Below are 23528 nucleotides of genomic sequence, written 5' to 3' on the forward strand. Positions count from 1 at the left end.
ACAGCACTCTAGCAATTTATCTGATGATGCAATGGTAGAATATAAGGACGCATTTTTAATCCGGGTTAGGACAGAACTAAGTTTGATACCGGACTTTACCAATCTTCTTTCAAATTCATTTTCATATTGGAAAATACTTCGCGCAAGATCGATTTACAATGAGTTTAAGGAGTTTCTAGATGGCTGTCATTTTGAGTACGTAGAGAAAGCTATATTGTTGATTCAAAATATTCCTTGCCATATTCGGAATGATAAACGAGATTGTTCATAAATTTCTTAGCGTCAGTTACGTCAGATTGTGATTTCTTTTATGCAACACAGCCCTAAATTTAACAGATGACACCCCCTAAAGAGCAGCATACGCCGATGATGCAGCAATACTTGCGCATTAAGGCACAGTATCCGGATATGTTGATGTTTTATCGCATGGGGGATTTTTATGAGTTGTTTTTTGATGATGCCGAGAAAGCTGCAAAACTGCTTGGGATCACATTAACGCGGCGCGGCGCTTCTGCAGGGGAGCCAATCAAGATGGCGGGGGTACCCTATCATGCAGCCGAGCAATATCTGGCTAAGCTGGTCAAGGCAGGCGAATCCATTGCGATTTGTGAACAAGTAGGTGATCCGGCTACCAGTAAAGGACCGGTAGCACGCGAGGTTGTCCGTATCATTACACCCGGAACATTAACGGATGCAGCTTTACTGGAGGATAAGCGCAACTGTATTTTGCTGTCATTATGGATACAGGAGTCGATTCTGGGATTGGCATGGTTGAATTTGGCTGCGGGCCAATTACGTATAATGGAGACATCGCCGCAAAATATACTCAGCGAATTCGAGCGCTTGCAGCCAGCAGAAATTCTTATCCCTGAAGCGCTTATGTTGGATGAGTTGCAAGGAAAGAATTGGGTTATAAAGCGATTACCTGCGTGGCAATTTGATCGCGATAACGCGATCAACAACCTGAAACGACAATTTGAAACGCATGATCTTTGCGGTTTTGGCTGTGAGGATTTGTCTACGGCTCTGTGCGCGGCGAGCGCGTTATTGGAATATGCGCGTTTAACACAGGGGGCGGCTGCACTTCATATCACATCATTACAAGCTGAGCGGGAAAGTATTTATGTCCGCATGGATGCCGCAACCCGCCGCAATCTCGAAATTTCTGAAACCATCCGGGGTGAAAGATCGCCCACGCTATTGTCTTTGCTGGATACTTGCTCAACCAATATGGGCAGCCGTTTATTGCAATTTTGGTTACATCATCCATTGCGCGATCGAGGCGAAATTCAAAAACGGCTGGATAGCATTACCGCCTTGATTGGAGAAAATGGATCAAATAGCTATGTGGCGGTGCGCAATCTTTTACGGCAGATCGTGGATATTGAGCGGATTACGGCGCGTATTGCACTTAAATCAGCGCGTCCGAGGGATTTATCGGGTTTGCGCGACAGCATGAAACTATTTCCGGAAATTTCTACAACGATTGCGCAGTGCCAGAGCGAGAGAATTGATCAATTGATTCAGGCGCTGCAAGTTAAGCCTGCGTTTGGTGAGCTCTTGAATACAGCCTTGCTGGAAGAGCCCGGTGTGGTGTTGCGCGAGGGCAATGTGATTGCCGATGGATATGATGCTGAATTGGATGAATTACGAGCATTGCAAAACAATTGCGGAGAATTTTTGTTACAGCTGGAAATTCGTGAGAAGGAACGTACCGGTATTCCCAATCTGAAAGTCGAATATAACCGCGTGCACGGTTTCTATATCGAAGTCACGCATGCGCATAGCGAGAAAATTCCTGCGGATTATCGGCGCAGACAAACTCTAAAAAGTGCGGAACGCTATATTACGCCTGAACTGAAAACTTTTGAAGACAAGGCATTATCGGCGCAGGATCGGGCGCTGGCGCGAGAAAAATATTTATACGATGAATTAATCGAGGCACTGTTACAGCATGTTGATGCATTACAGAAAATGGCGCTCAGCGTTGCCGAGATCGATGTGCTATGCACATTGGCAGAGCGTGCGCAAGTGCTTGACTACACTGTACCTTATTTATCCAGTGAAAATATTGTTAGCATCGATACCGGCCGCCATCCGGTGGTAGAAAGCCAAGTTGAAAACTTTGTCGCTAACGATGTTCAGTTAGGCACCAAACAAATCGGAACACAGCACATGTTGTTGATTACCGGCCCCAACATGGGTGGGAAATCTACCTACATGCGACAAATAGCACTGATTAGCTTGCTTGTGCATTGTGGGTGTTACGTTCCGGCTAAAAAGGCGTGCATTGGCATACTCGATCAAATCTTTACCCGTATCGGTGCCGCCGATGATCTTGCCAGCGGCCGTTCCACGTTTATGGTGGAAATGACGGAAACAGCCAATATACTCCATAACGCAACAGCCCAGAGTCTGGTACTGATGGATGAAGTTGGTCGCGGTACATCGACTTTTGATGGTTTGGCGCTAGCGTTTGCTATTGCTCGGCATTTACTGACAAAAAACCGCAGTCTTACTTTATTTGCTACGCATTACTTCGAGCTGACAAAACTTGCAGATGAGTTTAAGCAAGTCAAGAACGTTCATCTGGATGCTGTGGAATATAAACAACATATTGTCTTTCTGCATAAAGTCACTGAAGGCCCCGCGAGTCAGAGCTATGGTTTGCAAGTGGCAGCATTGGCAGGGGTTCCTGAATCGGCGATTAGAGTAGCAAGAAAATACCTGATTAATCTCGAGCAGGAAAGTATCAATAGGGAGCCGCAATTGGACTTATTCGCTTTTTCGATTTCGGAGCCGGAAGGGATTGTTATGCAAGAACACCCCGTAATTCCAATGCTTCGAAATCTTTCGCCTGACAAACTCAGTCCCATGCAGGCATTGGAGCAGATTTATTTACTGAAAAAAATGACAGACAGCGAACATGACAGCTGAATTTTTATCCAACCAGGAACTTGTTAATGCTCATGACCATGCGCGCCATGCACATGTTCATGAGAAATTTCTTCTGCTGTGGCCGGACGGACGTCGGTTATTGTGCATGCGAAATTTAGTTTCATGCCTGCGAAAGGATGATTACCGTCAACAATAACGCTATCATCCGTGACATCAGTGACTTTATAGACGATAAAGTCGTCCGAATCTTCAGCGCCACCTTCAAAATGCATGCCAACGGTCACATTAGTAGGAAAAGAATCGCGCGGCTCAACACGAACCAGTTCCGCATCATACTCACCAAAAGTGTCCTCCGGCTCCATGGTGATGGAGCATGAATGACCCGTTTCCATTTCGTGTAATGCTTCTTCGACCAGGGGAAAAATGCCTCCGTAACCGCCATGCAAATAACTGATGGGCGTATCTGTTTTTTCCAGAATTTCTCCTGAAGCATCCGACAATTCATAGTTAAGAGAAACGACAGTATTTTTTTCCACGCGCATAGTAAATTTCCTTGGTTTGATTAAGAGCTCAAATGCTTATAACAATCAAAGCGATTATGTATTGGCAGCATTGATTGAATAGCCGTCATTATACGCACAAAGTTATTATTTTCCTTGATCCGGAATAACCGTAGTTGAACAATTAATGATTCAATCTTGATTTTGCTTGAATTGTAATGTCCTGACAGGCGCAAAACTTTGCCGGTGAATTGCACAAGCCCCATACCGCTGTAGGGCAGCCAAATGCGCCTTGGTTGGATATCCTTTATGTTTATCGAATCCATATCCGGGAAAATGCCTGTGCAATCTTTGCATTTCAGCGTCACGCGCAGTTTTAGCCAGTATCGAAGCGGCAGAGATCTCGGGGATTAAGCTATCACCGCGAACGATTGTTCGCATTGGACAGTGCAAATGCGGACTTTGATTACCATCGACCAGTACAATATCGGGCACGAAAGGCAGGTTTTCGACAGCGCGCTTCATGGCCAGCAAACTTGCCTGAAGGATATTCATGCGGTCAATTTCCTGTACCGAGGCATAGGAAATTGACCATGCTTTAGCCTGTTTCTTGATTGTGACTGCCAGTGCGTTTCGCTTTCTTTCGCTTAGTTTCTTGGAATCAGCCAATCCATCTATTATGAAGGTTTGATCCAAGACAACACAAGCCGCATAGACTGGCCCAGCCAATGGCCCTCTGCCAGCTTCGTCGACACCGCAAATCAATTCGATAGTTGACGTTTCAATGCGTTAGCACTCCTGATTTGACGGCTAGTTCAATTACAGTGCTTACACACTCCGGGAAGTACACATAAGCTGTGCCTCGGTGACAAGCTGATCATCCACTTCAGCGCGTGTTGAATACTTCCATAAACCTTTGATTTTTCTCTGGATAGAAACTTTTAGAATTAACTGATCACCGGCCATGACGGGTTTCTTGAAACGAACGCCATCGATACCTACAAAGTAATAAACCGTATCTTCCTTATTCGTTGTATTCTCTGTTCTAAGGGTCAGAATAGCGGCTGCTTGAGCGAGTGCCTCAACAATCAAAACCCCCGGCATCACTGGATGATGGGGGAAATGCCCGGAAAAGAAAGGCTCGTTGATAGAAACATTTTTTAATGCGACGATATCTTTACCCGCTTCATATGAAATTACCCGATCTACTAGCAAAAGTGGATAGCGATGCGGAAGATATTTTAAGATTTCGTGGATATTCATGCTACTCATGGTGTTATTTCCCTGTTAGGTTTGGTCCTGGGTTCAATGTCACTGGATCAGCGGCGTGTGCTGGAAGCGGTGCTTATTCTTTATCGAGCGCTTTGATCACTTTGTCGGTAATGTCGATGCGTTGACTTCTGTAAACAGAGTCTTGTAATTGTAAAATCAGATCATAATTTTCATTTTCTGCGATTTTACTGATAGCACGGTTGGTACGCTCTAGAATCATACTGTATTCTTCATTCTGGCGTACGCTCAGGTCTTCACGCATTTGCTTTTGGGCGCGTTGATACTCGCGACTTAAATTGGCAAGATTCCTTTCCAAATTGCGCCGATCAGATTCTTCCATGTTAATGCTTTCTTTTTCTAGCTTGTCTTGCAGCGTTTTGGCTTTAATCACCATTTTTTTGATAGCTTCATCACGTGGAACAAATTCCTGTTCGATTTTTTTTTGAGCTTGTATGGCTGGCATGGATTCACGCAGAATTTGTTCGGTATTGACTACGCCAATTTTAATATCACAGGCGGCAGCTACGGAATTACAAGTGATGGCTATAGTGAATAAAACCATCATCGTATTGAACCAGCAGCGATAGATTCGTTTGTGCATTATCACCTGAAGCAAATTCCCGGCAGAAATTAAAATTGTTGTCCGAACATGAATTGGAATCTTTGCAGGTTATCAGCCGGTATATCATTTAATGGCTCTGCTAAACTGACTTTCAGTGGCCCCATGGGAGATATCCAGGTTAACGCAATACCGGTTGAGTAACGCATGAAATTATTCAATTCGCTGAACTGGTTAAATGTAGTACCCCCGTCAACAAACACGCTAAAACGTAATGATCGGTCATCGCGCAAGAATGGGACAGGAAACATCAGCTCAATATTTCCGACCACACGTTTGCTAGCGCCGACTGCCAGCAATCTTCGGGTAGTCGTAGCAACATTACTGGGAAGCAATGTGTCATCGCGAGGACCCAAAGAATTCAGATCATAACCCCGGACCGAGTTATTACCTCCGGCAAAAAAGTTTTTGAAAAAAGGAAGACTTTTTCCTCTGTAACCATCGCCATAACCAAATTCCGTATTAATCAGAAGCGTAAAGAAATCAGTGATCGGAAAATACCATTTCTGATTGTAACTGACTTTGTAGTAATTTAAATCTCCGCCCGGTACGCTGACTTCGCCGAATAATCGATGCGTTGTTCCTGAGGTTGGCCAAATGGCGCTATCACGCCGGTCACGTGCCCAGCTTAAGGTTGCCGGAAAATTATTGGTTGATGTGCCAAATTCATTAACAAAATCCTTATAACGTTGTGGACTGTTTTCAAATGTACCGATCGAGGTATTTTCCGCGGCCAAGCCAACCGAAACAATATCATTTTCTGCAATCGGTATTCCAAGTCTGAAACCGGCACCCAAGGTGTCTGTCTTGAACGAGCCAAATTGTGTTAATGCGCGTGTATCCAAAACACGCTTGTAAGCATCCACACCGAAGCTTACGCCATCCACTGTGGCATAAGGATTGGTAAAGGATGCGGAGTAGGTTTCGTTAATGGCGCCACGGTTAGCATCAAGACTAAAAAAATTGCCCGTGCCAAAAATATTATTCTGAGAAATTGAGGCATTCAAAATGATCCCCTGACGATCGGAATAGCCCGCGCCAAACATGATAGATCCGGTTGGCCGCTCTTCAACTCTGACTTTGATGTCTACCTGGTCGGTTTTATTGGGTACCGCTGGCGTTTCTACATCGACACTGTTGAAAAACCCTAAACGATCAACTCTGACTTTAGAGAGATTAATTTGACTTGTGGAATGCCAAGCGCCTTCCATTTGGCGAAATTCACGCCGTATGACTTCATCGCGGGTGCGATCGTTACCTTCAATATCGATACGGCGAACGTATACCCGCTTGCCCGGATCAATAAAAAATGTAAAAGCAGCCTGCCGATTTTCATAATCTATTTCAGGGGAAGCATTAATATTAGCAAAAGCATACCCATCATCGCCTAATCGATCAGTGATTAATTTGATGGATTCGGTTAATTTCTCACGTACAAAAACATCCCCATTTTTGAGTAATATTAGTTTGTGAATTTCTTCCTCGGGTATGATAGTTTCTCCCGCCACCTTGATATCGGAGACTGAATATTGAGCGCCTTCCGTCACGTTAATGGTGATATAGATATCGCGTAAATCAGGCGTTATGGAAACTTGAGTGGATTCGATATTGAATTCCAGGTAACCACGATCAAGATAATACGAGCGAAGTGTCTCAAGGTCAGCGGAGAGCTTTTGTTTTGAATATTGATCGTTTTTAGTGAACCAACTGAGTAAATCGGGTCTTCTAAGTACCAGTATACTGCGCAGTTCTTTATCAGGAAATTTTTCGTTGCCGACAAAACTTATTCTTTTTATTCGGGCAGTGCGGCCTTCATTAATATCAAAATTTATTCCGACACGATTACGTTCCAGTGGTGTTGAAGTCGTTGTAATTTTGACGGCATATTTGCCACGGCTGATGTATTGTCGTTTTAATTCCAGCTCGGCTCGTTCCAGAAGCGATCGACTGAAAATTCGGGATTCGGATATGCCCGCCTGTTTTAAGCCTTCAAGCAGTTTATCTTTCTCAAATTCTTTGGCACCATTGATACTGATCTGTGCAATCGCAGGACGCTCAATAACTTCTACAATCAGAATGTTATTCTCATTCTTTAATTTTACATCTTTAAAAAAACCGGTTGCATAAAGTGCCTTAATCGCCTCTGTGGCTTTTTCCGCATCCAGTACTTCACCGACTTTAATGGGTAAATAACTAAATACAGTGCCTGCTTCAGTACGCTGGATGCCTTCAACACGAATATCTTCAACAATGAAAGATTCGCTCGCCCAAGATGGAAATACGTAAAAAAAGGCGATTAATGCAACGAAATACTGGAATCTCATTATTTAACCAGTAATAAGCCGACTAATGTCGTTGTAGATGGCAAACGTCATAAGTGTAAACAGCATAATCAAACCAATTTTCTGACCAATAATGATTGCCTTATCTGAGAGTGGGCTACCTTTGACCATCTCAATAAGATAATACATGAGATGCCCGCCATCGAGTATGGGAATTGGCAGTAAATTCAACACGCCAATACTAACACTGATCAGTGCAAGAAAAGCGAGATAAGACGTTAATCCCATTTGTGCGGATTGACCGGCATAATCAGCAATAGAGATCGGCCCGCTGACATTTTTCCACGATACATCGCCGGTAATCATTTTAGACAACATCTGCAGTGTCAGTACGGTTGTTTCCCAAGTTTTCTCAGCAGCTTTCTGCAATGCTGTACCAGGTGAATAACTGACAGTAACCAATAATTCTTCAAATTCCGCCTGGTTGACGATAGGCGCAACACCTATTTTGCCTATTCGCTGATTATTCTCCAGAGATGCCTCAGGAGTAACCTTCAGCATGATCATTCGATTACTGCGCAAAATTTCCAGTTCCAGTAAATGCTCTGGATTTGCGCGTATTTCCTGCACAAAATCCATCCAGGTATGAATCTCGGTATTATTGACTGCAATAATTTCATCACCGACTTGCATACCGGCATGATAACCAACGCCGTCAGAGATGACTTGTCCAATAACAGGTTTTACTACCGGTTGGTAGCCGCTAAACCCTATAATTCCGGGAAAATTTTCATTGAGCTTGTCGGGATCGATCTGACTTAAATCCAATTGCCGCAAATTAATTTCGCCATTGTTATTAATGGTCTGCACTTTTACACTGACAGACTGATTGACGGCATATCGCAACAAAGCCCAGCGAGCATCCTGCCAGCTGGAAACAGGCTCATTTTCGATGCTGACAATGGTTTCACCCATTGTAAACTCTGCCTTAGCAGCAGGCGTAGCGGGTTCGACCGGACCCAGCACGGGTTTCATTCCGGTGACACCTAGAATAAAAATTAACCAATATAGAACAATGGCGAGTAAGAAATTGGCAATGGGGCCGGCGGCGACGATAGCAAAGCGACGGGCTACCGGCTGTCGGTTAAAAGCGCGAGGTAAGTCTTCAGAAGCCACTTTGCCTTCATTCTCATCGAGCATCTTGACATAACCACCTAATGGAATCGCAGCAATTACCCATTCAGTCTGGTCTTTTCCCCAGCGCCTGCGAAAAATGGGTTGACCAAAGCCGATGCAAAATCGTAATACTTTTACGCGATTCCATCGTGCCACCAAATAATGGCCAAATTCGTGAAAAGTTATCAATGTGCCTAAGGCAATAATGAAAGAAATAATTGTATAAGTTATTGACATATCTATTTATTGCGCTTAAGACAAATGTGTATTAATTTTAACTTCACCGCATTTCTATCGTATGTTACAAAAAATGGATGTTGGGATACTACCATTAATTAAGAAAATTGAATCCGGTCATTTACCAGCAATTTTCTTTCTGAGTCAGCGTGCTTTATTGTAAGTTTGCAAGCCATTCGTGGGATTTAGCTCGAGCCAGTTTGTCTGTTCTTAAAACATCATCCAGCGTCATCATTTCTTCTTGTTGTATTGTCTGCATGACATGTTTAATCATGGTAGGAATTGCTGTAAATACCATGCGTTTTTGAAGAAAAGATTCTACTGCTACCTCATTTGCAGCATTCAACACTGCCGGCATATTTCCACCGGCACGCAGCGCTTGATAGGCCAAGTCCAGGCATGGAAATCTTTCGAAATCAGGCGCTTCAAAATCAAGATGAGCCACCTTAAACATGTCTAAAGCCGATACGCCACTTTCTATTCGCTCGGGATACCCCATTGCATGAGCAATGGGTGTTCGCATGTCCGGGTTACCAAGTTGTGCAATGACCGAGCCGTCTACATACGCAACCATAGAGTGAATCACACTTTGGGGGTGAATGACTACTTGAATTTTATCCGGGGGTGCTTCAAACAACCAGTGCGCTTCAATGACTTCCAATCCTTTATTCATCATGGTGGCGGAATCTACGGAAATTTTTTGTCCCATGTCCCAATTGGGGTGCGCACATGCTTGTTCCGGGGTCACGGTTTTCAGGGAATCTAAAGATGCGCATCGGAACGGTCCGCCTGAGGCTGTGAGTAGTATGTGACTGATACCTGCAGCGACTAAATCACCATTGAAATGATGGGGTAGTGATTGATAGATTGCGTTATGCTCGCTATCAATGGGCAGTAGTGTGGCATGGTGCTGTTTTACCAAATCTGTGAATATACGGCCGGCCATTACCAGGGTTTCTTTATTGGCTAACAATACCAGTTTGCCTGTTTGTGCTGCCGCAAATGTGGGGCGAATGCCAGCAGCGCCTACAATAGCGGCCATCACTGTATCCACTTCCGGGAGTGAAGCTACCTTTTCCAGGGATTCGATTCCTGATAAAACTTCCGTCTTGATATTCGCTGTTTTAATTGCACCAGCAAGCTGTTCGGAGCTTTTCTGATCCAACATGACTGCAAACCTTGGTTGAAAACGTTGACACTGCGACAACATTTTTTCAACATTATTGTGAGCTGTTAATGCAAAAGCTTGAAAACGATCAGGATGGCGTGCAATTACATCTAATGTGCTTACCCCGATACTGCCGGTTGATCCGAGTATAGTGATTTTACGGGTGGTTTTCATGATACGGGTGCATAAAAAATTAGTAAGGCCAGAATGGCAAATGGCAATGACGAAATTAAAGCATCAATTCGATCTAAAATACCACCATGGCCTGGCAAAATACTTCCACTATCCTTTACACCGGCATGACGCTTCATAAGTGATTCATATAAATCTCCGACAATGCCTAATATAGCCATCAGTAAAAGCAGTGGTATTAACAATAGTGCTAAAGGTTCTTCGATAAACCAGAAATCCCAGATTAGCGCGTAAATTAATACTGCAATTAAGGCTCCAGCGACACCTTCCCAAGTTTTATTCGGACTAATCCGGTCGGCAAGTTTATGCTTACCCAATGATTTTCCTGTGAAATAAGCTGCTGTGTCGGAAATCCAGATTGTCGCCATAAACCCCAATAAAAGAAGTGGACTGATAGCACGTAGCTGATAAAGTGCGAGACAGGTTGGTAACAACAATATCCAACCAATCAGCATCAAGGTTAAGGGGCTTTTTATCGTGTACGCCTGTTTCAGATATAGCGGTACACCAATCGTCCAGAAAGCCACTGATAGGACATACACCCAGATCAAATCAACAGAATATACATTAGCTTTTATCGATTCACTCATTTGAAACAACAATTCCCCTCCTGCCAAAGTAGTCAGGAGCATAAAGATTATTGTATTTTTTACTGAGAATCCGGCTAATCGGCTCCATTCGCGAGATCCGATAATCGAAAGGGCAAGTAGCACGATAGCCCAAAATATATCCTGCAATAAAAATAATGCTGACAAGAATAAAGGGAGTATAACGGCAGCAGTAAGAACGCGGGTCTTAAACATGAGAGGTGATTTTATCCTGCTACTTGAATCTGTTCACTGGTGCAGCCAAACCGGCGCTCACGTTGCTGATAAGATTGAATCGCTCGTTCAAGTTCATGCTCATCGAAATCAGGCCATAATGTATCGGTAAAATACAATTCAGTATAAGCAAGCTGCCATAATAAGAAATTACTGATGCGATATTCTCCACCAGTCCGGATAAACAGGTCCGGTTCCGGGGCATAGCTCAGTGCAAGATATTGCGCTAGATTTTCCTCTTCAAAATTCAAGGGCAGTTCGGCAGACTGCATCATCATTTTACGCATGGCCTGCATGATATCCCAGCGCCCGCCATAGTTGGCAGCTATAGTGAAGGTAAGACGTTTATTTTCTGCGGTTAGCTGTTCGCCAATTCGGATGAATTCAGTTATCTTTGGTTCGAATTTTGATAGATCACCAATAACTTTAAAGCAAATACCGTTTTCATGCAGCCTGGTGATCTCTTGTTCCAGCGCACCAAGGAAAAGCTGCATTAAAGAGGTTACTTCATCTACCGGGCGCCGCCAATTTTCGCTGCTAAAAGCAAACAGAGTGAGATATGGAATATTGCGTTCTATGCAGGCTTTGATAACGCCGCGAACTGTTTCAACACCTTGCTTATGTCCCGCAATCCGAGGCATATAGCGAGTTTTAGCCCAACGGCCATTACCATCCATAATGATAGCAATATGTTTGGGTATTGAGCCAGTTTCAGGTATTTCTCTAGTTGAGCTTGGACCTTGAGGCATATCAAACAGCCATTAGTTCGGTTTCCTTGATTTGCAAAATTTTATCAATTTCCGTGATATAGCGATCCGTTAATTTTTGAATTTCATCTTGACCACGACGTTCATCATCTTCAGAAATTTCCTTGGATTTTAATAAATCTTTCAGGTGAGTATTGGCATCCCGACGAATATTACGCATGGCAATACGAACGTTTTCCGCTTCTTGTTTAACTACTTTAATCAGATCGCGACGACGCTCTTCAGTGAGGGGGGGCATGGGTACACGAATAGTCTCACCTACAGGCATAGGATTTAAACCTAAATCAGACTCACGGATGGCTTTCTCAATTACATTCCCCATTTTTTTCTCCCAAGGAATGACACCAATCGTACGTGCATCGATTAGATTGATATTGGCTACTTGGTTAATGGGGGTTTGCGTTCCGTAATAATCCACGGTGATATGATCTAAAAAACCAGCATGAGCCCGTCCACTTCTGACTTTACTCAAATCTACTTTTAATGCTTCAAGACTCTTTTGCATTTTTTGTTCAGCAGATTTTTTTACATCGACAATCATAATGTCGTTCCCTTATGCATCAATTTTCACGAGGCTACAATTATTTTGGAATCAGACTGTTACCAAAGTTCCTTCATCCTCGCCTGTTATTATACGTTTAAGTGCACCAGCCTTGAAAATACTAAATACGCTAAGCGGTAATTTCTGGTCACGGCATAGCGTTAATGCCGTTGCATCCATTACCTGTAAATTTTTAGCAATCGCTTCGTCAAATGTTAATTTGTGGAAGCGTGTTGCCTCAAGATCAATTTTAGGATCGCTCGTGTAAATTCCATCCACTTTGGTAGCTTTTAACATGATATCGACATTCATTTCCATACCGCGCAAAGCGGCTGCAGTATCAGTGGTAAAAAACGGATTACCGGTACCTGCCGCAAATATGACTATTTTTCCATCTTTCAAATAACGTATAGCACGTCCGCGGACATAAGGTTCTACAACTTGCTCGATACGCAAAGCAGATTGTATTCGCGGCACCAGCCCAACTAGTTTCATCGCGTCTTGCAACGCCAAGGCATTCATTACAGTGGCCAACATGCCCATATAATCAGCAGTTACACGTTCCAATCCGTCGTTGGCTGACTTCATCCCGCGAAAAATATTTCCGCCACCAACAACAATGGCAATTTCAATCCCCAGTTTACTAACTTCCTCAATTTCGGCAACAATCCTTCCCATTACAGCATGGTTAATTCCATACTTGTCTTCACCCATCAGAGCTTCGCCGGATAGTTTCAGTAAAATGCGTTTATAGATTGGGGCAGTCATCGATAATATATTGAAAAGACTTGGTTTACTTTGCTTGTTCCATCTGAGCCTTAACTTCATCTGCAAAATTCTCAGTTTTCTTTTCTATTCCTTCACCTACCACAAACATAGTGAAAGCATTAACTTTTGCAGATTTTTGCGCCAGTAATTTTTCTATCGTCTGTTCCGGGTCTTTTACAAAAGGCTGACCTAATAGTGTGATTTCAGCAAGATATTTTGCAATGCGTCCATCAACCATTTTTTCGATAATATTTTCCGGCTTGCCACTTTCAGCCGCCTGTGCAGTAAAAATCTCACGCTCATGCGCTAAAGTATCAGCAGATACTTGTTCTTTGGAGACACACATAGGCTTACTTGCCGCAATGTGCATAGCCAGATCTTTACCTAGAGATTCATCTCCTCCAGTAAAATCCACCATTACGCCGATCTTGGTTCCATGTAGATAATGAGCCAATTGGCCTTGTGTTACGTGGCGACCGCAACGGCGAATACTTATATTCTCACCCAGTTTCATAATCAATGCCTTGCGAACTGCTTCAACCGTTTCACCACTTGGCAAATTTGCATCGCTTAAAGCTGCGGTATCGAGTATATTTTTTGTCGCACTCAATTCAGCCAGGCTTTTAGCGAAAGTAATAATATCTTCATTTCTGGCGACAAAGTCTGTCTCACAGTTAACTTCAATCAGCGCACCACATTTTCTGTCTGCTGAAATATATGCTCCAATCACACCTTCCGCCGCAACCCGCCCGGCGGCTTTACTTGCCTTGGCACCACTTTTAATCCTTAACAGATCTTCTGCTGCCCTCATATCGCCGCCGGTCTCTGCTAATGCTTTTTTGCACTCCATCATGCCCAGCCCGGTCATTTCACGCAATTCTTTGACCATGCTTGCGGTAATTTCCGCCATATTTACTCCAGGAACAAAATTAATCAATAAAAGAAAATAGGTCTCTATTCAGCTTCAGTAGTCATTTCAACGATTTCTTGAATCGCCTGATTGCGCCCTTCCAGGATCGCATCTGCCGCACCGCGGGCGTATAGACGTATTGCACGACTGGAATCGTCATTTCCAGGAATGACATAGTGCAAATTATCCGGATTGTGATTAGTATCGACTACTCCAATTACAGGAATGCCAAGCTTTCTTGCTTCTGTGATAGCTCCTTTTTGATATCCAACATCAATAACAAATAGCGCATCCGGCAAACCTTTCATATCTTTGATTCCACCTAAGCTGCTGTTGAGCTTATCCAGCTCTCTCTGAAGATCAAGCGCTTCTTTTTTTACAAGCTTATCCAGGGTTCCGTCTTGAACCATGTTTTCCATGTCTTGTAAGCGTTTGATAGATTGTTTAATGGTTTTAAAATTAGTCAGCATTCCACCCAACCAGCGTTGGTCGACATAGGGAGATCCGCAGCGCATTGCTTCTTCGCGCACAATATCCCGCGCCTGTCTTTTTGTACCGACAAATAAAATCACTCCCTTGTTTGCTGATAATAGACGTATATATTTCATGGCTTCTTCGTACATCACCAAGGTTTTTTCAAGATTTATGATGTGGATTTTGTTACGATGGCCGAAAATATAGGGTGCCATTTTGGGGTTCCAGAAGCGCGTTTGATGTCCAAAATGTACACCTGCTTCCAGCATTTGTCGCATGGTTACTGACATAAGTTCTCCTTAAGGATTGAGCCTCCATTTACCTTGATATCCAATTATTTTCAGGCAAATGTGTGAATTTAATCCGGTGTGCATATATGCGTGAATCACCAAATTATCTGTATATTATAACATTTTTGTTTACTTACTCAAGCTGATAGGTTACGAGAGTGAGTATGGGTCATTTGTTTGCTTGAAAAGAAATAAATTTCCTCTTCATCAAATGATGGGGCAAACAAATTATTATTCAGCCCATTGGAATTATTGTTTATTAAGTAATGCAGGATGAATTACCCATTTTGATTTTTAAGCGATTAATATCATTTATCCGAACGTGCTTATGATCTACGGTAATGATATTTTCTTCCTGAAGCTTGGAAAATGCGCGGCTAACCGTCTCCAGCTTAAGGCCAAGATAACTGCCAATTTCTTCACGTGTCATGCGTAAATTAAAATCGGTTTCGGAATAACCACGCAAAAAGAAGCGACGCGATAAATTAAGTAAAAATGAAGCTAAGCGTTCCTCTGCCTTCATACTGCCCAATAATAGCATTACACTATGATCCCGTACTATTTCACGGCTCATGATTTTATGGAAGTGACGCATAAGCGACGGAATTATAATACCAATCTCTTCCAGTTTGGTAAAAGGAATTTCACAAACCTCACTGTCCTCAAGCGCTATCGCATCACAAGTATGTATTTCTGTGCTGATGGCATCCAGCCCCAACAACTCTCCGGTCATATGGAAACCTGTAACTTGTTGACGTCCATCCTCTTCAAGTACACAAGTTTTTAGAAAGCCACTACGAATGGCAAACAGTGATTGAAATTTTAAGCCTGATTGATGTAGATATCCTCCGCGCCGAACCTTGCGTTTATGGCTAACAACATCACCCAGTATCTGGATTTCCTGATCATTAAGCCCGACTGGCAAACATAACTCACGCAAACTGCAAGTCGCGCAGCTTGACCTTATTTGCTTAATATCAAGATGGCCGGGTTGTGAACTATCGTGTAGCAAACTATTTTCCAACGGTAGGGTTTTAAATCCTATTTTATTAGTACGCCGATTGATCTGTATCAAAACCAATTTTTTTAACTCTTTTACAATTTTACGTTAATACGACGACGGGCGGACAACATTTTTGGATAGCAAAAATATAGCAAGTAAGTGATTTGACCGAATGGATAATACGGGGGTGCTATATCGATATGATGACTATTGAGCGTATTTTTCGCAAGGCAGGAAGCTAGTGTATTCATTACAATTCCTCGACTCATTTTCAAGCTCATCGGAGACTAATTCGGATCTTATATACCGCTCTGAAGGCTGTTATTCCGATCCTTGTTTATATCCCGGACTTGATTATTTTGTTGAAGCATTTGATGCGCATACATATTCAGATTGGATAAATAATAGAAAACTTGGGTACTTTCGTCGTCCTTTATCGTTAGAGTTATATGTCCCTTTTTGCTGGCCATTATGCCTTTATTGTCATTCCAATCAGATCTTTTCCCCTGATAAGGACAGTATTGAAACATACGTGGATTATTTACTGCGGAACATAAGGCTGCAAGGGCAATTATTCAGCGGTGATACTAAAATTGAACAGATATATTTCAGGGGAGGCACGACATTCTTAAGTGATATTCAACTCAGAGCGCTTACCGAGGAAATTAAGCAGTATTTTAACTTAATTGAAGGAGGTGATTTTTGTATTGAGATTGCAGCACGACCCTTAACAAATTGTTCCATGCAAGTTTTAAACAAAATAGGATTTAACTCCGCAGTTGTGGGCATACATGATCTTGATCAACAAACGAATCATTCGAAACAGCGTATTCAATCCGAAGAAACTATCGTTCAAGCCATCTGCGATATCCGGAGGGCAGGATTTAATTCGGTAAGAGTCGAATTTAACTATGGATTGCCTAGGCAGAATTTGGATGAAACCGCTAATAGCCTACTTAAAATTATTGCAACCAACCCAAATCAGATTAGGCTTTCGAATTATAAACAATGTGCAGGAATACTTAAGCTACAAAGGAATAGTAGTTTTACAAAATCACCTGAAACAGAAGCCAAGTTTGAAATGATGCTGCTGGCAATTTCTTGTTTGATAGAAGCAGGCTACAGCCATATCGGCATGAATCTTTTTGCCCGATATGATGATCCATTGGCGGTTGCCCAGCGCCAAGGAAGGCTGCATTATGGTGTGCGTGGTTTTTCAACTTACCCTGATTGTGACCATCTAGCATTAGGTGCTTCAGGAGTTAGCCGCATCGGGCCGACTTTACATCAGAATCAATGTGATTTATTGCAATACTATGATAAATTGGAAAAAAACATTCCTCCCATTTTCCATGGTCTAGCATTAAGCGCGGATGACCTGTTACGCCGTTCAATTATGTATGCGCTGATTTGTCATTCGGTTATTTCTTATGACGCAGTGGAAGCTTTTTTTCCAATAAATTTCAAGCAGTACTTTGTAACTGAATTGGCAGACTTGCAAGCGTATGTAGAAGCCGGCTTGGTTGCTTTGGATAATGAAGAGATTGTTGTAACACCGAAGGGTCAGTTATTTATCAACAGTATCTGTGGAGTCTTTGATAAGTATTTACGTAAACAGCATTAGCACCATAACCTACCAACTACTGATGATACACAAATATACTTGAGAACCGGAAAAGATCCTCAAGTATCAGTAACAATTTATTATTTGACTTCACTGTTCGTTAAAATATATTCAGCCAGTCGATCGGCGGCTTCGCCTTGAATATTTTTGAAAGCGGGCATCCGCATACTGCCTGACTGAAATTTCTTGATAATAGCTTCCTTGTTAGCCATTTTTTCACTCAGAATCATGGCTTTGTTTGCACTCAATGGTTTGTGGCATTCGCTACAGGCAGTGCTAAAGATTCTCTCCCCGGAAGCATCTGCTGGCGGACTATAATCGTTCGAACTTCCACCGCAACCGGCAAGGATGAACAGCGCGGATACTGCTACTAAAAAATGTGTTTTTTTCATTTCTTGACTCCAGGTTATTTATTTTAAAAAATATCAGGATCGGTCCCGATACCACATTGAGTTATTCAATATAGATTTGATATTCAGAATTTATAATCAGATTTAGAGATTTGGCGCACTTAACATGTCGATATTATGACAGTTCGTCAAAAAAATGTATTAGAAAATGCAGATCCTTTCCATTGCTTCTTTTTTACTATCAGGATTTCCCCTAGGTTGTTTCCAAGTTCCACAAAAGTATCTTCATCATTAATATCCCCTATAGATAACATCAAGTTGTAATAAAACAACAATTGATGTAATTCTTAGTTGGAACACTTTTTCTTGACATTTTCTTAACATTTGTCATGTTATCGTTTACTCATATTAGCTGTATTGTATGTAATCAAATCACAATAAAAATTCTTTGGTTTTTAGTTAAGCCATTAAATATAAAATAGAATTATTTTATATCCTATTACTTGCCGGAGTTGAGTTTCTTAACATTTTATTAACAATTGCTATGTTATGGTGGCAGCGAAGTTATAAGGATATGAAGGTGATAGGTTTTTCAATTAGTATAAATAACAAGTATTTCCGATTAACAACTTTATAGAAACAAACTGTTTGAAAGAGGATCTTATGTTCAAGAAAATAAACATTTTTGCTATTCTTATTGTACTTGGTTTCGTTATCAGTAATCCGGTTGCCGCCGATGCCACAGCCGAAGATTTTCAAGTGTGGGGAGGTGTTTTCTCACAAGGTAATTTTGGTTTCGTGAATCCAAACAATCCGGACTTAAAAAAATTCAGATGGTGGATGGAAGGACAAGGCCGTTTTGGTAATGATGCGACGCAATTCACGCAATCCCTGATCCGCCCGGGTGTGGGTTATGCGTTAACCGATAAGGTGGTGGTATGGGCCGGTTATGCGTGGGCACCCACAGCCGAACCGTTGGCGGCACGCCCATTTAATGAACATCGAATCTGGCAACAGGTGACCTGGGACGATAATTTTTCATTCGGGAGATTATCAGCGCGTAGCCGTTTTGAGCAACGCTTCTTCGACCATAATGCAGCCAATCCTGGTAATGATGATGTGGGTCATCGGTTCCGCCAACTGGTTAAACTGGCGGTTCCAATGCCGTCAATAAATGAGAATCTAAGTTTTATCGTTCAGAGCGAATTGTTTATTGCAATGAATAGCGTTGATAATCCTGCTTTCATTTCCCGGGGTTACGATCAGAACCGCGCATTCGTCGGATTAGGCTACAAAGTCAACCAGTATGCGACCGTTGAAGTAGGTTATATGAATCAATTTATCAATCGGCCGCACAGTGCGCGCCCCGATCAAATGATGCATAATTTTATTGCGAGTTTGTTTCTGAATTTCTAATGATCAATCGTTCAACACTGATTATATAGACATACCCCGTGCCTCCTGAGCCGGTAATTTTCTTGCGATAAAAAATTACCGGCTCTATTTTTCCTATTATCATTATTAAACACATCTGATTGTATTTTCGGATAGCAGTAAGTATATGATTTAAAGAGTGGAAATATTTTTCCACTTTTTATTACGATACACTTTCTATTACTATACTGCTCCGATCAATTACAGAGTAATACATGCACGATTTTAAGCCGGGTCAACGATGGATCTGCGATGTTGATTTACAATTGGGACTGGGCACGGTTCAGAATGTTGAGCATAGGATTGTCACTATCACTTTCAGCTCGGCGGGTGAGATCCGTTCCTATGCCAAACACTCCGCGCCATTGACACGCGTGGTTTTCAAGGCAGACGATGTTGTCAGTAGCCAAGCGGGTCTTACATTGAAAGTGACTCACGCCAATGAGCGCAATGGATTAATCGTCTATTCGGGCGTTAGCGAAGGCGGAGATAGCCTGGAACTTGCCGAAGAGCAGCTAGCACACCACTTACTATTGAACCGTCCGGCAGAACGCTTGTTCGCGGGTCAGTTTGATCAGGACAAATGGTTCAGGATTCGCTATCAAACACTGCTGATCCGTAACCGGATGGCGCAGACACCGCTGTACGGTCTGGTGGGCACGCGCACTAACCTCATCCCGCACCAACTGTACATCGCCCATGAAGTGGGCCGCCGCTTTGCGCCGCGGGTGTTATTGGCCGATGAAGTCGGGCTGGGAAAAACCATCGAGGCCGGATTGATTTTGCATCAGCAATTGCTCACCGAGCGTGCCAAGCGCGTGCTCATCGTGGTGCCGGAAACCTTGATCCACCAATGGCTGGTGGAAATGCTGCGGCGTTTCAATCTGCAATTCAGCATTTTCGACGAAGCGCGCTGTTTGTCTATGGAAGAAAGCGATGAAGACGAAGAAAACGGGAAAGATGAGCAAGGCGAAAATCCGTTTCAAAGCGAGCAATTGGTGCTGTGCAGTGTGCATTTTCTGCGGCAAAATCCGAAGCGTTTTCAGCAAGCATTGGAAGGTCGCTGGGATTTGCTGGTAGTCGACGAAGCGCATCATTTGCACTGGTCGCCACAAGCCGCCAGCCCGCAATACGCCATGATCGAGCAATTGGCCATGTGCACCCGTGGCGTGCTGCTGTTAACCGCGACGCCGGAACAATTGGGCAAAGCCAGTCACTACGCCCGCCTGCGCCTGCTCGACCCGCACCGTTTCAGCAGTTTTTCCGAGTTTGTCACCGAAGAGCAATCGTACGAACCGATCGCCCAAGCGGTCGAAACCTTGCTCGAAGGCCAAGCATTAACCGCTGAAATCGGACAGCGCATCGCCGATACGCTCGATTCCGATCAAGCGCAAGCTTTAATCGCGCAATTGCAAGATTCTTCGGCGGATCAAGCGCAGATCGGACAAGCCCGGAATAAACTCGCGGAATTATTGCTCGACCGGCACGGTACCGGACGCATTCTGTTCCGCAACACCCGCGCGGCGGTCAAAGGATTTCCGGCACGCAAGCTGGTCGCCTATCCGCTGCCAATACCGGCGGAATATCTGCCCTGCTTGGTAACATTTGAATCCACGCCTTTATCCAAGCCGCAATTGCTGCTATGCCCGGAATTGATCTACCAAGTGCGATGCGAAGACGATCAGCCATACTGGAGCGAAATCGACCCGCGCGTGGATTGGTTGATCGCCACACTCAAGCGGGTAAAGCCGGAAAAAGTGCTGGTCATTGCCGCCAACGCGCAAACCGCGCGCGATCTGGCGCAAGCGCTGAAACAAACCACCGGGCAATTTATCCCGGTATTTCACGAAAGCATGAGCCTGATCGAACGCGACCGCGCCGCGGCGTTCTTTGCCGACAAGGAAACCGGCGGCCAGGTGCTGATCTGCTCGGAAATCGGCAGCGAAGGCCGCAATTTCCAGTTTGCGCATCATCTGGTGTTGTTCGACCTGCCGCTCAATCCCGATCTGCTCGAGCAGCGCATCGGCCGGCTCGATCGCATCGGCCAGACCGACACCATCCAAATCCACGTACCCTACCTGGAAAACAGCGCGCTGGCAGTGATGTTCCATTGGTATCATGAAGGCTTGAATGCGTTCGAAAAAACCTGCCCGGCCGGTCAAACGGTATTTGTGAAAGTCGAAGAACAGCTCATCACCGCATTGCATCAGCGCCAAACTCAAGCCGAAATGCTAGCCGGATTAATCGGCGTTACGCAAACGGCGCACCGGGAATTGAACGAAGCACTCGACCGCGGGCGCGACAAATTATTGGAATACAACTCGTTCCGGCCCATCGCCGCAGAACAGCTCACACAAGCCGCGCGCGCGCAGGATAACGATCCGCTGCTGCCGCAATATATGGAAACGGTATTCGATTGCTGCGGCGTGCATATCGAAGACCACCGCAGCGGCAGCTTTCTGATCGAACCGAGCGAACACATGAGCATGCCGTTTCCCGGCTTGCAGGATGAAGGTTCGATCATCACCTATTCGCGCGACGTGGCGCTGAGCAATGAGGATGTGCATTTTCTGACCTGGGAACACCCGATGGTCACGCACGCGATGGAGCGGATTCTGAGCCACGAAAACGGCAACGCCGTGGTGGCCATGCTGAAACACAAACGCGTGCAGCCGGGCACCTTGCTGCTGGAAACCCTGTTTGTGCTCGAAGCGAGCGGACACAACGTGCAGCAAAGCAACCGCTACCTGCCTCCCGCCGTGATTCGCATCCTATTGAATGAGCAAAGCAGCGGCGACTATCCGTATCTCGATCACGATTCGGTCAATCAACACCTGCAACCGGTCGCGACCGGAATCGCCAAACAAGTGATCCAACTGAAAGAAGACACCATCCGCGAGCTGCTAACCGTCAGCGAACAACAAGCCAGCGCGCAAGCCCCGCAACTCATCTCCGCAGCCGAAAAGCGCATCCAGCAAACTTTCGCTCCGGAAATCGAACGTCTCAAAGCGCTGCAGCAAGTCAACCCGAACGTGCGCGACGAAGAAATTCAATTCTTCGAGCAACAATTGCAGCAACTGACCGGTGCACTGAAATCCAGCAATCTGCGGCTTGATGCCGTGCGGGTGATTGTGGCGACGTGAAGCCATCCGGTCGCTCGGGAATAACGAAAAAAGCAGTGAAATCAGTGATGAGAGGGTATGATACACGCCAGAATCTATCCCAATCCTTGAAATCAGGAGGCCGCGTGAACAAAGAAATCATCGTGAAGCGAGTGCAAAACCGCTGGCCCGATCTGCTGGCGTTGTATGCCTTTGGCAGCCGCATTCAGGGTCTTTCCAGTGCTGAAAGCGATCTGGATCTGGCGGTTTTGGTGCCCGGTTATGCCGATCCACTGCTGATGTTCGATCTGGCGGGAGAATTAGCCGATGACGCGGGCTGTGCGGTGGACTTACTCGATCTGCGGGCGGCATCGACGGTCATGCAATACCAAATTATCACTACGGGCGAGCGCTGGTGGCAAAAAGACAGTCAGGCGGCGCTTTATGAAGTGGCCATTCTGAGCGAAAAGACCGCGCTGGATGAGGCCCGCAATGCACTGATCGATGACATTCAGCACCGGGGGAGCGTGTATGGCCGATGACGTCTTGCTCAACAAGGCCGCCACCATTGAGCGATGTGTGCTGCGTGCGCGTGAGGAATATGCGGTTGACCTCGCTACCTTTTCCGAGAGTCCCACACGGCAGGATGCCGCTATTCTGAACATTCAACGCGCCTGCGAAGCGGCGCTGGATATGGGGCAGCACTTGATCCGGCGTGAACGGCTGGGTATTCCGCAAAGTGCGCGCGATGTGTTTACGCTGCTGGCGCAGGCACGCTGGATCGATGCGATCTTGGCAGAAAAACTCAAGCGCATGGTAGGGTTTCGCAACATTGCGATGCATGATTATCAGGCGCTGCAATTATCGATTACTGTAGCGGTGATAGAAAAACATCTGGATGAATTCCTGCAATACAGCAAAGCAGTGTTGCTCAAGGATGCGGCGCACTCCCGGCAGCAGTAGCGGCATCGTGGCGCACCTATCCGTCATTCCCGCACAGGCGGGAATCCAGTGGTTTTGCTTCACCCCGGAACTCGAACGCCTCAAAACCTTGCAACAAGTCAATCCGAATGTGCGCGACGAAGAAACCCAGTAATCTGC

The 23528-nt window shown here is 44.5% G+C and carries 22 protein-coding genes; 7 read left to right on the forward strand and 15 right to left on the reverse strand.

All coding sequences use genetic code 11. The annotated features are described in order from the left end of the window. Nucleotides 1–336 precede the first annotated feature (336 nt). The gene (gene mutS / locus ATY38_RS04360) at nucleotides 337–2937 is read left to right on the forward strand and encodes a DNA mismatch repair protein MutS (RefSeq protein ID WP_062558229.1); all 2601 of its coding nucleotides are present in this window, start codon (nucleotides 337–339) and stop codon (nucleotides 2935–2937) included. A 23-nt stretch (nucleotides 2938–2960) separates the two neighbouring features. On the opposite strand, the gene ATY38_RS04365 is transcribed toward mutS, so the two are convergent. The 14 genes from ATY38_RS04365 to fnr form a co-directional block, all read right to left on the reverse strand. Continuing rightward, on the reverse strand, nucleotides 2961–3440 hold the full coding sequence (locus ATY38_RS04365; protein WP_062558230.1) for an FKBP-type peptidyl-prolyl cis-trans isomerase: 480 nt from the start codon (nucleotides 3438–3440) through the stop codon (nucleotides 2961–2963). Between the two features lie 150 nt (nucleotides 3441–3590). Continuing rightward, nucleotides 3591–4163 (reverse strand): ribonuclease HII, encoded by a 573-nt coding sequence (gene rnhB, locus ATY38_RS04370; protein WP_062558231.1) that lies wholly within the window; start codon nucleotides 4161–4163, stop codon nucleotides 3591–3593. Nucleotides 4164–4226: 63 nt separating this feature from the next. Next, nucleotides 4227–4670, reverse strand: a complete 444-nt coding sequence (gene fabZ, locus ATY38_RS04375) for a 3-hydroxyacyl-ACP dehydratase FabZ (RefSeq protein WP_062558232.1) — start codon at nucleotides 4668–4670, stop codon at nucleotides 4227–4229. A 73-nt stretch (nucleotides 4671–4743) separates the two neighbouring features. Beyond that, nucleotides 4744–5271 carry an OmpH/Skp family outer membrane protein gene (locus tag ATY38_RS04380; RefSeq protein WP_062558233.1) on the reverse strand — a complete coding sequence of 176 codons (528 nt, stop codon included), beginning with the start codon at nucleotides 5269–5271 and terminating at the stop codon, nucleotides 4744–4746. Nucleotides 5272–5300: 29 nt separating this feature from the next. Then, nucleotides 5301–7613, reverse strand: coding sequence for an outer membrane protein assembly factor BamA (gene bamA, locus ATY38_RS04385; protein ID WP_062558234.1), 2313 nt, complete (start codon nucleotides 7611–7613; stop codon nucleotides 5301–5303). A gap of 3 nt (nucleotides 7614–7616) precedes the next feature. Then, nucleotides 7617–8984 carry an RIP metalloprotease RseP gene (gene rseP, locus ATY38_RS04390; protein ID WP_062558235.1) on the reverse strand — a complete coding sequence of 456 codons (1368 nt, stop codon included), beginning with the start codon at nucleotides 8982–8984 and terminating at the stop codon, nucleotides 7617–7619. A 154-nt stretch (nucleotides 8985–9138) separates the two neighbouring features. Beyond that, nucleotides 9139–10326: a 1-deoxy-D-xylulose-5-phosphate reductoisomerase gene (gene ispC, locus ATY38_RS04395; protein WP_062558236.1), complete on the reverse strand. Its 1188-nt coding sequence runs from the start codon at nucleotides 10324–10326 to the stop codon at nucleotides 9139–9141. Beyond that, nucleotides 10323–11147 (reverse strand): phosphatidate cytidylyltransferase, encoded by an 825-nt coding sequence (locus ATY38_RS04400; RefSeq protein ID WP_062558237.1) that lies wholly within the window; start codon nucleotides 11145–11147, stop codon nucleotides 10323–10325. Before ATY38_RS04400 ends, ispC begins: the two co-directional genes overlap by 4 nt. Before the next feature lie 11 nt (nucleotides 11148–11158). Beyond that, entirely contained in the window at nucleotides 11159–11914 is a 756-nt protein-coding gene (uppS, locus tag ATY38_RS04405) for a polyprenyl diphosphate synthase (protein ID WP_062558238.1), read from the reverse strand. 1 nt (nucleotide 11915) lies between these two features. Next, complete coding sequence (gene frr / locus ATY38_RS04410; protein ID WP_062558239.1) at nucleotides 11916–12473, reverse strand: ribosome recycling factor; 558 nt, start codon at nucleotides 12471–12473, stop codon at nucleotides 11916–11918. Between the two features lie 51 nt (nucleotides 12474–12524). Then, a complete protein-coding gene (gene pyrH, locus ATY38_RS04415; RefSeq protein WP_062558240.1) occupies nucleotides 12525–13241 on the reverse strand; it encodes a UMP kinase in 717 nt (238 codons plus the stop codon). Between the two features lie 25 nt (nucleotides 13242–13266). Further along, nucleotides 13267–14151 carry a translation elongation factor Ts gene (tsf, locus tag ATY38_RS04420; RefSeq protein ID WP_062558241.1) on the reverse strand — a complete coding sequence of 295 codons (885 nt, stop codon included), beginning with the start codon at nucleotides 14149–14151 and terminating at the stop codon, nucleotides 13267–13269. Nucleotides 14152–14195: 44 nt separating this feature from the next. Next, nucleotides 14196–14915: a 30S ribosomal protein S2 gene (rpsB, locus tag ATY38_RS04425; RefSeq protein WP_062558242.1), complete on the reverse strand. Its 720-nt coding sequence runs from the start codon at nucleotides 14913–14915 to the stop codon at nucleotides 14196–14198. A 259-nt stretch (nucleotides 14916–15174) separates the two neighbouring features. Beyond that, nucleotides 15175–15927, reverse strand: coding sequence for a fumarate/nitrate reduction transcriptional regulator Fnr (gene fnr, locus ATY38_RS04430; RefSeq protein WP_062558243.1), 753 nt, complete (start codon nucleotides 15925–15927; stop codon nucleotides 15175–15177). A 232-nt stretch (nucleotides 15928–16159) separates the two neighbouring features. Here fnr and hemN point away from each other — a divergent pair, with 232 nt between their 5' ends. After that, nucleotides 16160–17542, forward strand: a complete 1383-nt coding sequence (hemN, locus tag ATY38_RS04435; RefSeq protein WP_062558244.1) for an oxygen-independent coproporphyrinogen III oxidase — start codon at nucleotides 16160–16162, stop codon at nucleotides 17540–17542. 80 nt (nucleotides 17543–17622) lie between these two features. Here the strand turns inward: hemN and ATY38_RS04440 are convergent, their stop codons facing one another. Then, entirely contained in the window at nucleotides 17623–17934 is a 312-nt protein-coding gene (locus tag ATY38_RS04440; RefSeq protein WP_062558245.1) for a c-type cytochrome, read from the reverse strand. 621 nt (nucleotides 17935–18555) lie between these two features. Here ATY38_RS04440 and ATY38_RS04445 point away from each other — a divergent pair. From ATY38_RS04445 to ATY38_RS16800, 5 genes are all read left to right on the forward strand, one after another. Next, complete coding sequence (locus tag ATY38_RS04445) at nucleotides 18556–19308, forward strand: DUF2490 domain-containing protein (protein WP_062558246.1); 753 nt, start codon at nucleotides 18556–18558, stop codon at nucleotides 19306–19308. A gap of 233 nt (nucleotides 19309–19541) precedes the next feature. Further along, nucleotides 19542–22469, forward strand: coding sequence for an RNA polymerase-associated protein RapA (gene rapA / locus ATY38_RS04450; RefSeq protein WP_062558247.1), 2928 nt, complete (start codon nucleotides 19542–19544; stop codon nucleotides 22467–22469). A gap of 104 nt (nucleotides 22470–22573) precedes the next feature. After that, the gene (mntA, locus tag ATY38_RS04455) at nucleotides 22574–22969 is read left to right on the forward strand and encodes a type VII toxin-antitoxin system MntA family adenylyltransferase antitoxin (protein ID WP_062560091.1); all 396 of its coding nucleotides are present in this window, start codon (nucleotides 22574–22576) and stop codon (nucleotides 22967–22969) included. After that, on the forward strand, nucleotides 22959–23390 hold the full coding sequence (gene hepT / locus ATY38_RS04460) for a type VII toxin-antitoxin system HepT family RNase toxin (protein ID WP_062558248.1): 432 nt from the start codon (nucleotides 22959–22961) through the stop codon (nucleotides 23388–23390). The genes mntA and hepT overlap by 11 nt, the downstream gene beginning before the upstream one ends. A 7-nt stretch (nucleotides 23391–23397) precedes the next feature. Continuing rightward, nucleotides 23398–23523 carry a hypothetical protein gene (locus ATY38_RS16800; RefSeq protein ID WP_256325510.1) on the forward strand — a complete coding sequence of 42 codons (126 nt, stop codon included), beginning with the start codon at nucleotides 23398–23400 and terminating at the stop codon, nucleotides 23521–23523. The last annotated feature ends 5 nt before the right edge of the window (nucleotides 23524–23528 follow it).

Source organism: Nitrosomonas ureae, from assembly GCF_001455205.1.
Classification (GTDB): domain Bacteria; phylum Pseudomonadota; class Gammaproteobacteria; order Burkholderiales; family Nitrosomonadaceae; genus Nitrosomonas; species Nitrosomonas ureae.